Annotated in this window: 12 protein-coding genes and 2 tRNA genes; 9 read left to right on the top strand and 5 right to left on the bottom strand. The window is 69.5% G+C overall.

The genetic code is table 11. From position 1 onward, the window contains the following. Positions 1 to 277: 277 nt before the first annotated feature. Positions 278 to 1,168 (top strand): class I SAM-dependent methyltransferase, encoded by an 891-nt coding sequence (locus ATL45_RS07460; protein ID WP_246025799.1) that lies wholly within the window; start codon positions 278 to 280, stop codon positions 1,166 to 1,168. A 28-nt stretch (positions 1,169 to 1,196) separates the two neighbouring features. Here ATL45_RS07460 and ATL45_RS07455 read toward each other — a convergent pair whose 3' ends face one another. After that, the gene (locus ATL45_RS07455) at positions 1,197 to 2,507 is read right to left on the bottom strand and encodes an ABC1 kinase family protein (protein WP_093153196.1); all 1,311 of its coding nucleotides are present in this window, start codon (positions 2,505 to 2,507) and stop codon (positions 1,197 to 1,199) included. A 393-nt stretch (positions 2,508 to 2,900) separates the two neighbouring features. After that, positions 2,901 to 3,050, bottom strand: coding sequence for a DUF5679 domain-containing protein (locus ATL45_RS38765; protein ID WP_010693945.1), 150 nt, complete (start codon positions 3,048 to 3,050; stop codon positions 2,901 to 2,903). Between the two features lie 227 nt (positions 3,051 to 3,277). Between ATL45_RS38765 and ATL45_RS07450 the strand changes: the two genes are divergently transcribed. Beyond that, a complete protein-coding gene (locus tag ATL45_RS07450; RefSeq protein ID WP_093153198.1) occupies positions 3,278 to 3,838 on the top strand; it encodes a M48 metallopeptidase family protein in 561 nt (186 codons plus the stop codon). A 269-nt stretch (positions 3,839 to 4,107) separates the two neighbouring features. Here ATL45_RS07450 and ATL45_RS07445 read toward each other — a convergent pair whose 3' ends face one another. Further along, the gene (locus ATL45_RS07445; protein ID WP_093153202.1) at positions 4,108 to 5,532 is read right to left on the bottom strand and encodes a zinc-dependent metalloprotease; all 1,425 of its coding nucleotides are present in this window, start codon (positions 5,530 to 5,532) and stop codon (positions 4,108 to 4,110) included. A 106-nt stretch (positions 5,533 to 5,638) separates the two neighbouring features. Here ATL45_RS07445 and ATL45_RS07440 point away from each other — a divergent pair, with 106 nt between their 5' ends. Further along, positions 5,639 to 6,667, top strand: coding sequence for a YlbL family protein (locus ATL45_RS07440; protein WP_093153204.1), 1,029 nt, complete (start codon positions 5,639 to 5,641; stop codon positions 6,665 to 6,667). Positions 6,668 to 6,900: 233 nt separating this feature from the next. Here the strand turns inward: ATL45_RS07440 and ATL45_RS07435 are convergent, their stop codons facing one another. After that, positions 6,901 to 7,428 (bottom strand): PPA1309 family protein, encoded by a 528-nt coding sequence (locus ATL45_RS07435; protein ID WP_093153517.1) that lies wholly within the window; start codon positions 7,426 to 7,428, stop codon positions 6,901 to 6,903. Positions 7,429 to 7,631: 203 nt separating this feature from the next. Between ATL45_RS07435 and ATL45_RS07430 the strand changes: the two genes are divergently transcribed. The 3 genes from ATL45_RS07430 to ATL45_RS07420 all read left to right on the top strand — a co-directional run bounded on the left by ATL45_RS07430 (position 7,632) and on the right by ATL45_RS07420 (position 11,230). Further along, positions 7,632 to 10,526, top strand: a complete 2,895-nt coding sequence (locus ATL45_RS07430; RefSeq protein ID WP_093153520.1) for a UPF0182 family protein — start codon at positions 7,632 to 7,634, stop codon at positions 10,524 to 10,526. Positions 10,527 to 10,680: 154 nt separating this feature from the next. After that, positions 10,681 to 10,757 (top strand) — tRNA-Met (locus tag ATL45_RS07425). 399 nt (positions 10,758 to 11,156) lie between these two features. After that, a tRNA-Met gene (locus tag ATL45_RS07420) sits at positions 11,157 to 11,230 on the top strand. A 59-nt stretch (positions 11,231 to 11,289) separates the two neighbouring features. On the opposite strand, the gene ATL45_RS07415 is transcribed toward ATL45_RS07420, so the two are convergent. Further along, positions 11,290 to 11,508, bottom strand: coding sequence for a hypothetical protein (locus ATL45_RS07415; RefSeq protein WP_093153207.1), 219 nt, complete (start codon positions 11,506 to 11,508; stop codon positions 11,290 to 11,292). Between the two features lie 343 nt (positions 11,509 to 11,851). Here ATL45_RS07415 and ATL45_RS07410 point away from each other — a divergent pair, with 343 nt between their 5' ends. The 3 genes from ATL45_RS07410 to ftsE all read left to right on the top strand — a co-directional run bounded on the left by ATL45_RS07410 (position 11,852) and on the right by ftsE (position 14,535). Next, on the top strand, positions 11,852 to 12,349 hold the full coding sequence (locus ATL45_RS07410) for a PadR family transcriptional regulator (RefSeq protein ID WP_170210191.1): 498 nt from the start codon (positions 11,852 to 11,854) through the stop codon (positions 12,347 to 12,349). Between the two features lie 107 nt (positions 12,350 to 12,456). After that, entirely contained in the window at positions 12,457 to 13,563 is a 1,107-nt protein-coding gene (gene prfB, locus ATL45_RS07405) for a peptide chain release factor 2 (protein ID WP_093153210.1), read from the top strand. Positions 13,564 to 13,845: 282 nt separating this feature from the next. Continuing rightward, complete coding sequence (ftsE, locus tag ATL45_RS07400; RefSeq protein WP_093153212.1) at positions 13,846 to 14,535, top strand: cell division ATP-binding protein FtsE; 690 nt, start codon at positions 13,846 to 13,848, stop codon at positions 14,533 to 14,535. Positions 14,536 to 14,538 lie beyond the last annotated feature (3 nt).

Here is a 14,538-nt window from a genome sequence, read left to right as displayed (position 1 = left end):
TGCGAGTAGCGGAACCTCAGACGTCGCTTGGCCGCGGAAGCCCGGAACATGGGCGGTCCGCGCCAGGCGGCGTCTGAGAAACCCGTGCGTCGTGGCCGTGACGCACGCCCGCGAGGTTCCCGGGCGCGGCGCGTCGTGCTGCCAGGCAGAATGAAAGAGGTTTTGCTGCAACAGGTTTCGGTTCGGGGCCGGGGAGGGGCGGCACCGATCGGAACCGCGCACCTTGACAACTGCACAGCGGAGAGCGCGATGCGCCGTAAGCTGGTCGTTCGTGGCTATGCACTCGCACGACAACATCGACTGGGACGCGCACCTGCACCGGTTGCGGGAGGCCGACGAGCTGACCGCGCCGGAGACCGCCGAGCTGGTCACCGCGCTGCTGCGGCCGAACGACCGCACGGTGCTGGAGATCGGCTCCGGAGCCGGTGGCACGGCGGCGGCCTTCGCCGCCGCGCTGGCCGGTTCCGGTGGGGACGTGATCGTGGTGGACACCGCGCCGGAGCTGCTCTCGGCGGCCGCCGACCGGGCCGGAGCGGTGGCCGACGGGGTGGCCGTGCACCCGGTGCGAGCCGACGCCGCCTCGGACGAACTGGTCGAGGCGGTGGTGCGTTCCGGCGCACCGGCGCAGGCGGACCTGGTCTTCGCCGCGTTCGTCGTGCACCACCTGCCGGATCAGCTGGCCGGTCTGCGCCGGCTCGCGGAGCTGGTGCGCCCGGGTGGCCGGCTGGCGATCGTCGAGTTCGGGCTGCAGACGAAGGTGCTGCCCGATGACGTCGGGCCGGGCGGGCCGGGCCTGGAAGGGCGGTTGATCGCCGCGCGCGAGCAGTGGTTCCGGCAGATGCGCGGCGAGATGACCGGTTCGGCCCGGTTGCCGGTGGGCTGGGGCCGAGCGCTGGCTGAAGCGGGGCTGACCGACGTGCGCTCGTGGAGCTACCTCGTCGACCGCCCGGCACCGCTGGACGAGATCGGCCGCAGCGCGGTGCTTCGGCGCCTGCACCTCCTGCGCAGGCACGCGGAGGAGTTCCTCGACCCGGCCGATCTCGAAGCGCTCGACCAGCTGCTGGACGAGACCGGTGAGCACTACGTCGGCAACCGCGACGACGTCTTCTACCTCACCGCCAACACGGTCCACGTGGGAGCGAAGGAATCGCGGGGGAGTTCCGCGTAGTGGTGCGGGAACCGAGGTTCCTGCGGGATCAGTCGGTGAAGCCGGGCTGCCACCTGGTGATGACGTCGAGGGCGTCGACCTCCGCGTCGAGCTGGCACAGGATCCCGGTCGCGCCCAGCGTCACGCGGTGGATCAGCAGGTAGTCCGGGGGCAGGTTCAGCGACCGGCCGGTGCGGAAGTCGGGGCTGCGCAGGTCGCCGACCCGCTCGGCCTGCCGCTGCAACCAGCGCCGGGTGAAGTGGAACGTCGGGGTGCGGACCGGGTCGACGAACGGCGCCAGGTAGGCCAGCACGTCCTCACCCCGCAGTTCCCGGTCGGCCTGCACGAACCGCTCGGCGCGCAGCAGGTCGAGCAGCTCGGCGGGCCTGTCCTCCAGGGCCAGCCGGATCATCCGGCCGAAGGTGGTGGGCAGGCCGTCGGGCAGCCGGGACACCGCGCCGAAGTCGATCACGGCGAGGCGTCCGTCCGGCAGCAGCATGAAGTTGCCGGGATGCGGGTCGGCGTGCAGCAGGCCGACCCGCGAGGGTGCGGAGTAGTGGAACTCCGCGAGCAGCTGGCCCGCGGTGTTGCGCTGCTCGCGGTCGCCGTCGGTGATGATCCGCGAGTACGGGGTGCCGGTCACCCATTCCGTCACGACGACCTTGGGGGCGCTGGCCACCACCGCGGGCACCCGGACGGCATCGTCGTCCCGGAAAACCTTGGCGAAAGCGCGCTGGTTGTCGGCCTCGGTGCGGTAGTCCAGCTCCTCGACCATCCGCTCCTGCAGCTCGGCCAGCAGGGGTTTGACCTCGGCGCCGGGAGCCAGCGACTGGAACAGCCGGGAGAACCGCGTCAGCTGGCGCAGGTCGGAGCGCAGCGCCTCGTCCGCGCCGGGGTACTGCACCTTGACCGCGACCTCGCGGCCGTCGTGCCAGATGGCCCGGTGCACCTGGCCGATGCTGGCCGAGGCGGCGGGAGTGTCGTCGAACTCGCTGAACCGCTTGCGCCACGCGCGGCCGAGCTGCTCGTCCAGCACCCGGTGCACGCTGCTCGCGGCCATCGGCGGGGCGGCTGCCTGCAGCTTGGTGAGAGCTTCGCGGTACGGGCCGGCCATCTCGTCCGGGACGGCGGCCTCGAAGACGCTCAGCGCCTGGCCGAACTTCATCGCGCCGCCTTTGAGCTGGCCCAGCACGGAGAACAGCTGCTCCGCGGTCTTGGCCGACACCTCGGCGTTGATCTGCGCGGCGTCCTGACCGACGAGCCGCTTGCCCCAACCGGCCGCCATCCGACCGGCGACACCGAGCGGGAGACTGGCGAGCTTGGCGGTGCGGTGCGCTGCCCGGCGCGGGATGTCGGCCACGAATTCTCCTTGGTACGCGCAGGAAAACCCTCTCGGTGTCCGAAGCGTCCGAAGACGCATTCGAAATCGAGGAACCCAGTCACATGCTAGAGGTTTCCGGGCGTGCCTTGGGCTGCGTTAGCCATCTTGGCGCCGACATTGCGTCGGCAGGCGGATTCGAGCGCTCCGCCGAACCGGGGAAAGCGGTGCGAATCGGCTTTCCGGGTGCAGCCGGGGAAAGAAGTCGGAAAGCGGTCGAGCGCGGTGCGGAACATCAGGTGTGGTTCGCGCATTTCGCCTGGTGCGGACCACTGCGGGACACGTGTGCTCCCCTGGCGCACCGGCGCGCGACCGCTGCGGTGTCCGGCGGGCGGACAGGCGGGTGGGCCCCTGTGGCGGCCCACCCGGGCCCGTTCACGCCTTACCGAGGATGCGGGTCATCTTGGTGCCGCAGACCGGGCATGTGCCCTTGGCCATCCGGCGCCCGTTGGTCTCGGAGACCTCGCCGGAGAAGTCCCGCTTCTCCCGGCACTTGACGCAGTAGCCGTTGTACGTCTCGGCCACGGCTCCCCTCCTTCGTGTCATGACCCAGCCAACCGGCTGGATCGTCTGCGGCCCTGCTCCGGGCGGCTGGGGGAACGGTACATGTGGGCCATTCGACATGCATGCATTAAGAGCATCGCATGTTCGGCTAAATTGAGTAATCCCTCAGTAGGTCACAGTCCGTAGGCGCTGTGGTGCGGCTCACCGGGGGAACCGATTGTCGGCTCTTCTCGCTAGGGTCCAGATTCGTGGCTGAACCCCAGGTCGAGGTGCGCCGCAGCAAGCGTCGCCGTCAAACGGTGAGCGCCTATCGCGACGGTGACAAGATCGTGGTGCTGCTTCCGGCGCGGATGACTCGCGCGGAGGAAAAGCGCTGGGTGGCGGACATGCTCAGCCGCCTGCAGCGGAGTGAGACGCGCCGTCGCTCGCCCGCGCGCGAGTCGGACGAGGCGCTGATCGAGCGCTGCCGCGAGCTGTCCGCGCGGTACCTCGACGGCCGGGCCGAACCGAGCGGTGTTCGATGGGTGCCACCGATGCGCACCCGTTGGGCCTCCTGCACGCCGAGCGAGGCCACCATTCGGGTGAGTCGACGCCTCCGAGATGTACCCGGATGGGTGCTCGATTACGTGCTCGTGCACGAGCTGGCGCACCTGCTGGTGCCCGGCCACGGCCCCGACTTCTGGAAGTGGGTGCGCCGCTACCCGAAGACCGAGCGGGCCATCGGCTTCCTGGAAGGGCTTTCCGCGGCCGCGCAGCTCGGCATCGGCATGGACGGCGACACCGAGCCGCAAGACGCCGCAGCGGACTGACGAGAGCCACCACCGGGCTCGGCCGTGGAGCGGTCCTGCGGTGAGTCGCCGGATGCGGGCAGCCCTGACGTCGTGCACTGGAACGTGCGCGCGCCAGGGCTCCCGCTCAGCTCAAGCGAGCGTTTCAGCCTCGTCCGGTGGCCGAAGCCCGAGACGGCCGCGGCGTGTCGGCACGCGCAGGCGGCCGCACGGACCGCCCAAGCGCATTGCCCACCTTCGGCGTAACCGCTACCGGCACCACCAGAGGCACAACGAACCGGGAACGCCGGTCAGGACTGGTCGTCCCGCTTCGGCTCCTCCCCGCCGTCTTCCTCCTCGCCGGACTTACCGGACTTCGCGGCCTCGTCGGCCTCGGCGCGGCGGATCGCGGCGATCGGGTCGTCCAGCTCGGCCGGGGTGGCTCCCCAGCGGTCGGCGAAGTCCAGCGGCTCGTCCAGGTCCGAGCTGTCCGGCAGCAGGTCGGGGTGGTCCCAGACCCGGTCCCGGCTGTCGGCTCCGTGCCGCTCGGTCATCAACCGCCACAGGTTCGCCGCGTCGCGCATCCGGCGCGGCCGCAGCTCCAGACCGATCAGCGTGGCGAAGGTCTGCTCGGCGGGACCACCGGTGGCGCGACGCCGCCGGACCATCTCGCCCAGCGCGCCGGCACCCGGCAGCCGTTCGCCGACCGCTTCCGCGACGACCACGTCGACCCAGCCCTCGACCAGCGCGAGCAGCGTCTCCAGCCGCTTCAGCGCGGCCTCCTGCTCCGGGGTGGTCTTCGGCTCGAGCATCCCGGAGCCCATCAGCTCCTGCATCGAGCTCGGGTTGGACGGATCGATCTTCCCGGCGAGGTCCTCCAGCGCGGAGGTGTCGATGCTGATGCCGCGCGCGTACTCCTCGACGGTGGCCAGCAGGCGCTGCGCCAGCCACGGCACGTGGCTGAACAGCCGGTGGTGCGCGGCCTCGCGGGCGGCCAGGAACACGGTCGCCTCGCTGATCGGCCGGTCCAGGCCCTCCACGAAGCGCTGGATGTTGGCGGGCAGCAGCGCGGCGGTGCCCGTCGGGCCGAGCGGCAGGCCGACGTCGGTGGAGGTCAGCACCTCGCCACCGAGCTGCGCCAGGCCGTTGCCGAGCTGCGAACCGAAGGTCATGCCGCCCATCTGTCCGAGCATGGACAGCAGCGGGCCGGCGGCCTGCTTGGCCTCCTCCGGCATCGCCTCCAGCCAGGCGTTGGACATCCGCTGCGCCACCGGGTCGCACAGCCGCTGCCAGGTGGGCAGCGTCTTCTCCACCCAGTCGACGGAGGACCAGGTCTGCACCGAGCGAACGCCGGCGGGCAGCGAGGTGGCGGCGTCGAGCCAGAGCTCGGCCAGCCGCACCGCGTCCTCGATCGCCTTGACCTGCTCCTGGCTGGGGCGTTCGGTGCGCTGGTTGTTGTGCAGCTGCTGCACGGCGAGCTGCTTGGCCAGGTCGTAGTTGACCGGACCGGTGCCGCCGCTGCCGGAGTGGCTGAGCGCCTGCCCGAGCTGGGTCAGCATCTGGCCGAGCTGGCCGATGTCGAAGTTGGGCATGCCGCCCGGACCGGGCATGCCGGCGAAACCGAAGGGATTGTCCCCGTGGTTTCCGGCGCCACCCTCAGAGCGGCCTTTCGACGAGTCGCCCTTGTCAGGGTCGTCGGGGTCCTGCGAACCGAACCCGAACGGCAAGTTGGTCATAGTTCCACGGTACGCGGCTTGCGCCACCGGGCAGAAGCCGTCCGGGGCTCGAAGGGACGCGAACACCGCACACATCGCCAACAGCGAACACGTACGCTGTCGCCTCGTGAACCGCCGTACCTGGACGCTGCTGACGAGCGTCGTGCTGGTTGTCGCCTTCGGCTTGCTCGGTGCGTTCGTGCGGGTGCCGTACGTGGCACTCGGCCCCGGGCCGACCTACGACACCCTCGGCGTCGACGGCGATCGGCCCGTCATCAGCATCGAGGGCCAGCAGACATTCCCCACCGGCGGTCACCTGAACATGACCACGGTGTCGGTGACCGACCAGCTGTCCATGTTCGGCGCGCTCGGCCTGTGGGCGAGCGGGCGCTACGCGCTGGCGCCGCGCGACCTCTACTTCCCGCCGGACAAGAGCGAGCAGCAGATCGAGCAGGAGAACACCGAGGCGTTCAACGACTCGCAGACCACCGCGGAGACCGCGGCCCTGCGCTATCTCGGCTACCCGATGAAGGTGATCGCCGGGCAGATCATCAAGGGCAGCCCGGCGGACGGCATCCTGGCGCCGGGCGACCGGCTGCTGGCGGCCAACGGCCGACCGGTCACCGATCCGCAGTCGCTGCGGGCGGCGCTGACCGGCACCAAGCCCGGTGACCGGGTGGAGATCCGCTTCCAGCACGCCGACCAGCCGGAACGGGTCGCCAGCGTGCAGCTCGCGCAGGGCCCCGACGGCCAGCAGCAGCAGGGCTTCCTCGGGGTGGCGGCGACCGAGCGGCCGGACGTCGGCTTCGAGATCGAGATCAGCCTGGCCGATGTCGGCGGCCCGTCGGCGGGGCTGATGTTCACCCTGGCGATCATCGACAAGCTCACGCCGGGCGAGCTCAACGGCGGTCAGTTCGTGGCCGGCACCGGGGAGATCACCCCGGCCGGCGAGGTCAACCCGATCGGCGGCATCCCGTTCAAGATGGTCAAGGCCAGGGAAGCCGGTGCCACCACCTTCCTGGTGCCCGCCGACAACTGCGCGGAGGCGAAGGCGCAGGCCCCGGACGGGCTGCAGCTGGCCAAGGTCGGCACTCTCCAGGAGGCCACCAAGGCGCTCGACGACCTCCGCGCGGGCAAGGCCCCGGCCAGCTGCTGACCGGGGCTGAGGATTTCACCGGTCGCACCTTGTCGGTGCGGGTAGCGGGAACCTCAGACGCCGTCTGGACAGGGACATCCCTTCCGACACACGGCGGGCTGCCCTCGCCAGACGACGCCTGAGAACCTGCGGCGCATCCCCTCCAAGTCCTGCTGGCGGCCACCGACCTGGAAAGAAAGTTCACTCGAACGTGGTCGCTGGTCGCCTGCTCGCGCGGGCTGGGAGCGGGCAGGTCACTCCGCGAAGGTGGCGTGCAACGCGATGATCAGATTCGGGGCGAGGGAGCGGTCCTCGATGCGCTCGCCCTGCTCGTCGCCTTCGGCGCGCAGGCGCATCACGCAGGCTTCGCCGCCATCGCGCAGCACCGCCGCGACCAGTCGCGCCTCCTGGCGCTCCGGGTGCTCGGCAGCCGCCTGCCGCGCCGCCTCCGCGTCGTCCGGCAGCTCGGCCTCCGCCTCCGGCGGCAGCACCACGATCTCCTGCACCAGCGCGCACCCGGCCACCTGCTCGGGCCATTCGATGCGGGCGAGCGCCTCGGCGAGGTCGTCGGCGGGCAGCGATTCCTGGGCGATCGGGGTGAGCGCCGAATCGGGGTCGAGCTGATCGGCCAGCCCCGGCTCGGCGGTCAGCAGGATTCGGGTGGGCACCAGGGCGAAGACCTGGGTGGGCTGGTCCCACCCGGCGGCGGCGACGAACTCCTCGATCTCGCGGGCGGCCGAGGCCAGCGCTGCGGTCAGGTCCTGCTCGGGGGTCTGCGGCATGCCGACCATGGTCGCACCGCCGAGGTGGTCCGGATGGCGCACCCCGGTGCGGCGAGATGTCGGATTAATCCACTTCGCGAAGCCCCTTCCAGGAACTTCACACCGGGGTCGTAGAGTTGAACATCACGAGGGCGGTCGGTGGCGTGGACACCGGCGCCGTCCCACCTGCCTGCTGATCGTCACCAGGAGCGTGCGCTGTGGCCATGCGGCCCCCGGTCGGAATGCCGAAACTGTCCCGGCGAAGCCGGATACTGCTGATCCTGGGCGGCATCGTGCTGGTCGCCCTGATCGCCGGATCGCGAATGCTGGGCACCTACGTCGACTGGCTCTGGTACGGGGAGGTCGGCTACCGGGGCGTCTTCACCACCCAGCTGTTCTCCCGCGCCGGGCTCGGGGTGGCCGCCGCGGTCTTCCTCGGTCTCGTGCTGGGCCTGAACCTGTGGGTGGCCTACCGCAACCGGCCGGTGTTCGTGCCGGTCAGCGGCCCGGACGACCCGCTGGCGCGATACCGCACGGTGGCCACCGAGCGGTCCCGGCTGTTCGGGCTGGGCATCCCGATCGTGGTCGGCGTGATCGGCGGGCTGGCCGCGCAGGCCGACTGGCAGACGCTCCAGCTGTTCCTGCACAGCGTGCCGTTCGGCCAGGTGGACCCGGAGTTCGGCAAGGACATCAGCTTCTACACCTTCGAGCTGCCGTTCTGGCGGCTCCTGCTGTCGTGGGCGTTCATCGCGGTCACCGTGTCGTTCATCGGCGCGCTGATCACCCACTACATCTTCGGCGGCATCCGGCTGGCCGGCCGCTCCGGGCAGCTGTCGATGCCCGCCCGGGTCCAGCTGGCGATCCTGGCAGGGCTGTTCGTGCTGTTCAAGGCGGTCGACTACTTCCTGGACCGCTACGACCTGCTGCTCTCCCAGCGCAACTCGCTGTTCACCGGTGCCAGCTACACCGACCTGAACGCGGTGATGCCCGCCAAGCTGATCCTGATGTGCATCGCGGTGTTCTGCGCCCTGGCGTTCTTCGCGGTGATCTTCCTGAAGAACGTGCAGATCCCGGCGCTGGCCGCGGTGCTGCTGGTGCTGTCCAGCGTGGTCGTCGGCGCGGTGTGGCCGGCCCTGCTGGAGCAGTTCTCGGTGCGCCCGAACGCCAACCAGCGCGAGGCGCAGTCCATCGAGCGCAACCTGCAGGCCACCAAGGCGGCGTTCGGCATCGGCCCGGACAAGGTGGAGATCACCGACTACCCGGGTCGCACCCAGCTGCAGCCGCACGAGGTGGCCGAGGACAAGGGCACCATCCCCAACATCCGGTTGCTGGACCCGAACGTGCTGGCCCCGACGTTCACCCAGCTGACCCAGCAGTACAACTTCTACGGCTTCACCGACAAGCTGGACGTCGACCGGTACCGCGACGCCGAGGGCAACGTCCGGGACTACCTGGTGGCGCTGCGCGAGCTCAACACCGACGGCCTGGCGGTCAACCAGCAGAACTGGATCAACCGGCACACCGTCTACACGCACGGCAACGGCTTCGTCGCGGCGCCTGCCGACCGCGTCGACTCGACGTTCCGCGAAGGCGCCACCCAGGGCGGCTACCCGGTCTTCCAGATCAGCGACGTGGCCAACAACGGCCAGGGCGCCATCCCGGTCGAGCAGCCGCGCGTCTACTACGGCGAGCTGGTGGGCCGCAACGACTACGTGATCGTCGGCGGCAACGCGGGCGAGGCGCCGCGCGAGTACGACACCGACCAGCAGCAGTACACCTACACCGGCATGGGCGGCGTCCCGGTCGGCAACCTGTTCCAGCGGCTGGTCTTCGGCGCCTACTACGGTGAGCGGAACTTCCTGTTCAGCGGTGTGATCGGCGACCAGTCGAAGATCATCTACGAGCGCAACCCGCGGGACCGCGTGCAGAAGGTGGCGCCCTGGCTGAAGCTGGACGGCGACCCGTACCCGGCGGTGATCAACGGCCGCATCAAGTGGATCGTGGACGGCTACACCACGCTGAACAACTACCCGTACTCGCAGCTGACCGAGCTGGGCGAGGCCACCAACGACACCCTCACCGGCGTCGAGCGGTTGCCGAACCAGCAGATCAACTACATCCGCAACTCGGTCAAGGCCACCGTCGACGCCTACGACGGCAACGTCGATCTCTACGCGGTGGACGAGCAGGACCCGGTGCTCAAGGCCTGGCAGGGCGTGTTCCCCGGCGTGGTCAAGCCGGCCAGCGAGATCACCCCCGAGCTGCGCGACCACTTCCGGTACCCGGAGGACATCTTCAAGGTGCAGCGCAAGCTGCTCACCGAGTACCACGTGGACAACCCCGGCGACTTCTTCTCCACCCAGACCTTCTGGGAGGTCCCGTCCGACCCGACCAGCCGCGGCAACGTGGCGGGCAGCGAGGGGCAGCAGCCGCCGTACTACGTGCTGGCGCAGATCGGTGAGCAGAAGGAACCGACGTTCCAGCTGACCAGTGCGCTCACCGCGCTGCGGCGGCAGAACATGTCGGCGTGGGTGTCGGCCTCCTCGGATCCGGACGACTACGGCAAGCTCAGCGTGCTGAGGCTGCCGACCAACACCCTCACGCCGGGTCCGAACCAGGTGCAGAACCAGATGGAGTCGACTCCGGAGGTCACCGAGAACCGCACCCTGTTCAACAACCCGAACGTCAACGCCATCTTCGGCAACCTGCTGACGCTGCCGGTGGCCGGTGGTCTGCTCTACGTCGAGCCGATCTACATCCAGCGCAACGAGCAGGAGTCCTACCCGCAGCTCGCCAGGGTGCTGGTGTCCTTCGGCGGCAAGGTCGGCTTCTCCGAGACCCTGCAGGGCGCGCTGGACCAGGTGTTCGGCTCGGGGGCCGGCCAGGCCACCCAGACCGAGGACCCGCAGCGTCCGCCGGCGCCGGGCCAGCAGCCCCCGCCGCCCGGGCAGGACACCTCCAGCCCGGAGATGAGCCAGGCGGTCGGCGACATCCGGGCCGCGCTGGAGCACGTCCGCAAGGCCCAGCAGTCCGGCAACTTCGGCGACCTGGGCTCGGCCTACCAGGAGCTCGACGACGCGATCCGGCGCTTCGAGCAGGCGCAGGGCAACGGCGGCTGACCAGGCATTGAGCGCCGCGGGGCGGGGACCGGCAACGGTCTCCGCCCCGCGGCGTTTCCGGGCCTCCGAACGGGTGGAAGATGTGCTGCGTCACTTTTCCGGCCTCGCGATTTGCACTAAGCTTCGGCAACCCGTAAGGTTGGGTACACAACGACGCGGGGTGGAGCAGTTCGGTAGCTCGCTGGGCTCATAACCCAGAGGTCGCAGGTTCGAATCCTGTCCCCGCTACCATTCGGATGTTCAAGGGCCCCAGACTTCGTCTGGGGCCCTTTTTCCGTTGGCCTTATTTCTTTACGGGGGCCGAGCCCCCGTAGGCCCCCACGGTGCGGTGGTTGCTTTTCGTCGGCTCCTTGCGGGCGGGATCGTTCCCGGCCTGGGTTCTTGACCAGCCCCTCGTTTTGGCGTGGATCGTTTCCCGTGGGGCGTTCGTGGGGTGGTCGGCGCTGATCGATTCTGGGGGGCTCGGGTAGGGGTGGGGGCGGGTTTTGGGTCGGCCTTGTTTGCTTGGGGTGTTTTTGCTGGTCGGGGGTGGTTTTTGGGGGTTTGGGGACCCCCCTGTTTTGGTGGGTTTTCGGGGGTGTAGAGTTAGCGGCACAACAGAAGAACGCAACCAGTTCAAGAGGTTGCTGGCGCGGGGTGGAGCAGCTCGGTAGCTCGCTGGGCTCATAACCCAGAGGTCGCAGGTTCGAATCCTGTCCCCGCTACTATTCCGCAGAGAAAAGCCCCCGGCATCGTCGGGGGCTTTTCTCGTTGTCGATTTCCGTCATAGGCCTTGGGCCCACTGGCGGGCGCAGGCGGGGGAGCAGACCCTGCCGTCGCCTTGGACCGCGCCTGTCGGGCGCATCCACCTGCCGCAGACCATGCAGGAGGCGGCTTCGCCGTCGCGCTGCCCGGGCACCAGCGCCCTGGCTCGTTCCGCAACCTTGTTGGTCACCTTCGTCTTGCTCTCGCTGGCCTTGGTTCGCAACCAACTGCGATGCACTTCCCCGCACCTCCTGCTCGGTCGCTGGTGGCCGCCGACTGGTCGGCCCAGAGCCACAGTGCTGGTGGTCGACCGCAGTTGGGCAGCTCCAGAACCCGATAGCACCTCATTGCGCCGCCAATAACCCCCATCCAGGCGAACCGCGGTCGTGCCCGTCGCAATGCGTGCAGGCGGCGGGCGGGAACCGGCTGCGCACTGTGTCCGGTCTGCTCGGATTGCAGTCGTCCGGCCGCTGCGCCGATGGCGCAATCGTTCGTCCACTTGGACCAGTCCACTGCAACCACAGTGGACAGAACTGGCGACCATTGTGGACAGCTTCGCGCGGGCATGGCACCGTGGCAGTGTGACCGAGCTGAATGCGACATCCGCTGCCCTGTTGGGACTACTGCACGAAGGTCCGAAGACCGGTGGCCAGCTGGTCGCTGCTGCCACCGAGCGCTTCGGAGGGTTCTTCAGCGTGACCCGCAGCCAGGTTTACCGCGAGCTGCCCGCGCTGACCGACGCCGGCCTGCTCCGCCTCGGCAAGCAGGGGCCGCGCTCCAGCCAGCAGTACGCGATCACCGCCGCGGGCAAGCGCGCCTTCAAGTCGTGGCTGAACACCGAGCCGGGACCGGACAACGTCCGCAGCCCGCTGATCCTCCGGCTGGTCTACTCGGGCTCGCTGACGCCCAAGCAGCGCGCCAGCCTGGTCGAGTCGGCCCGCGGCCAGTACGCGGTGAAGATGGACGAGGCGAAGAACGCGGCCAAGACCGCGGGTGACCCGTACGAGAAGGCGGCCGCGGACTTCACGGTGGCCTACAACCGGGCGATCATCAAGCTCCTCGACGCCATCCCGGACTGAGCCGGGCAGTCCGCCCCGCACCGCCCTGCGGTGCGAGTGGCCGGGGAGAACGGGACAACGGGCCGTCCTCGTGGGCGGCCCGTGCCCGGTGAAGTACGCTGAGCACTGTGAATCCCGACGTCGCAGCTTCGCTCAAGGAACTGTCCAACACCCTCGAGGGCATCGAGAGCGTGATGGATCTGGATGCTCTGCGCGCGAATATCGCGGAGCTGGAGGCGGAGGCCGCCAAGCCGGACCTCTGGGACGACGTCGAGCACGCGCAGCGGATCAGCAGCCAGCTGGTGCACCGGCAGGCCGAGCTGCGCAAGATCACCGAGCTGCGGCAGCGCCTCGAAGACCTGGAAGTCCTCTACGAGCTCAGCGAGGACGAGGGCGACACCTCCGGGCTGGCCGAGGCCGACGAGGAGCGCGACGCCCTGAAGAAGGACCTCGAAGCGCTCGAGGTGCGCACCCTGCTCTCCGGCGAGTACGACCCGCGCGGAGCGATGGTCACCATCCGCGCCGAGGCCGGGGGCGTCGACGCCGCCGACTTCGCCGAGATGCTGATGCGGATGTACCTGCGCTGGGCGGAGCGGCACTCCTACCCGGCCGATGTCTACGACACCTCCTACGCCGAAGAGGCCGGCCTGAAGTCGGCCACCTTCCGGATCGACGCCCCCTACGCCTACGGCACCCTCTCGGTCGAGCAGGGCACGCACCGGCTGGTGCGCATCTCGCCGTTCGACAACCAGGGGCGCCGCCAGACCTCCTTCGTCGGGGTCGAGGTGCTGCCGGTGGTGGAGGAGACCGACCACGTCGAGATCCCGGAGAAGGACATCCGGGTGGACGTCTTCCGGTCCTCCGGCCCCGGTGGGCAGAGCGTGAACACCACCGACTCGGCGGTGCGCATCACGCACATCCCGACCGGCATCGTGGTGTCCTGCCAGAACGAGAAGTCGCAGCTGCAGAACAAGGCCGCCGCGATGCGCGTGCTCCAGGCCAAGCTGCTGGCCCGCAAGAAGGAGGAGGAGCGCGCCGAGCTGGACGCCCTCAAGGACAGCGGCTCCAGCTGGGGCAACCAGATGCGCTCCTACGTCCTGCACCCGTACCAGATGGTCAAGGACCTGCGCACCGACCACGAGGTCGGCAACCCGGACGCGGTCCTCGACGGCGACATCGACGGCTTCCTCGAAGCGGGCATCCGCTGGCGCCGTCAGCAGCAGAGCGCAGCCTGATCGACACTGAGGGTTTCCAGGCTCGTTTCGCGTAGCGTTGGGCAGCGGAACCTCAGCGCCCGCCTGGACTGCGGGTGCCCGGCTTTATGCATGACCAATACACGGCAGCCGGGCCGTCCTCGCCAGACGGACGCTGAGAACCCGCGGCGGTGCAAGCGCCGGGGGTGGACCAAGCGGCTCCGCCGCTTCAAAGAACGAATCCTCACCGAGGTGATCTCCGGTAGCACCGCCGGTCCGGGTGAGTCGATGTCCCCCTGATGGACGCAGGTAAACTCACGCCCCGTGATCCGCCTTGAGCACGTGTCCAAGACGTACAAGACGTCGACCAGGCCCGCTCTCGACGATGTCTCGGTGGGCATCGAGAAGGGCGAGTTCGTCTTCCTCATCGGGCCCTCGGGGTCCGGCAAGTCGACGTTCATGCGCTTGCTGCTGCGCGAGGACGTGCCCAGCCGCGGTCGGGTCTTCGTCGCCGACTGGAACGTCGCGAAGCTGCCGCGCCGCCGCGTCCCGCGCCTCCGCCAGCGCATCGGCTGCGTCTTCCAGGACTTCCGACTGCTGAACCAGAAGACCGTCGCGGAGAACGTCGCATTCGCGCTGGAAGTGATCGGCAAGCCGCGAAACGACATCCGCCGCGTGGTGCCCCAGGTGCTGCAGCTGGTCGGGCTGGACGGCAAGGCCGACCGGATGCCGCACGAGCTCTCCGGTGGTGAGCAGCAGCGCGTCGCGATCGCCCGGGCCTTCGTCAACCGCCCGCTGGTGCTGCTCTGCGACGAGCCGACCGGAAACCTCGACCCGGACACCAGCCAGGACATCATGCTGCTGCTGGAGCGGATCAACCGCACCGGCACCACCGTCGTGATGGCCACCCACGACCACTCGATCGTCGACTCGATGCGACGCCGCGTGGTCGAGCTGAGCCTCGGGCGCGTCATCCGCGATGACGCGCGAGGCGTGTACGGCGTCGGCCGCTAGCCG

Origin of the sequence: Saccharopolyspora antimicrobica (assembly GCF_003635025.1) — a bacterium.
GTDB classification, from domain to species: domain Bacteria; phylum Actinomycetota; class Actinomycetes; order Mycobacteriales; family Pseudonocardiaceae; genus Saccharopolyspora; species Saccharopolyspora antimicrobica.
The sequence above is the reverse complement of the archived record's forward strand: the minus strand, read 5'-3'. Positions and strand labels throughout refer to the sequence as shown.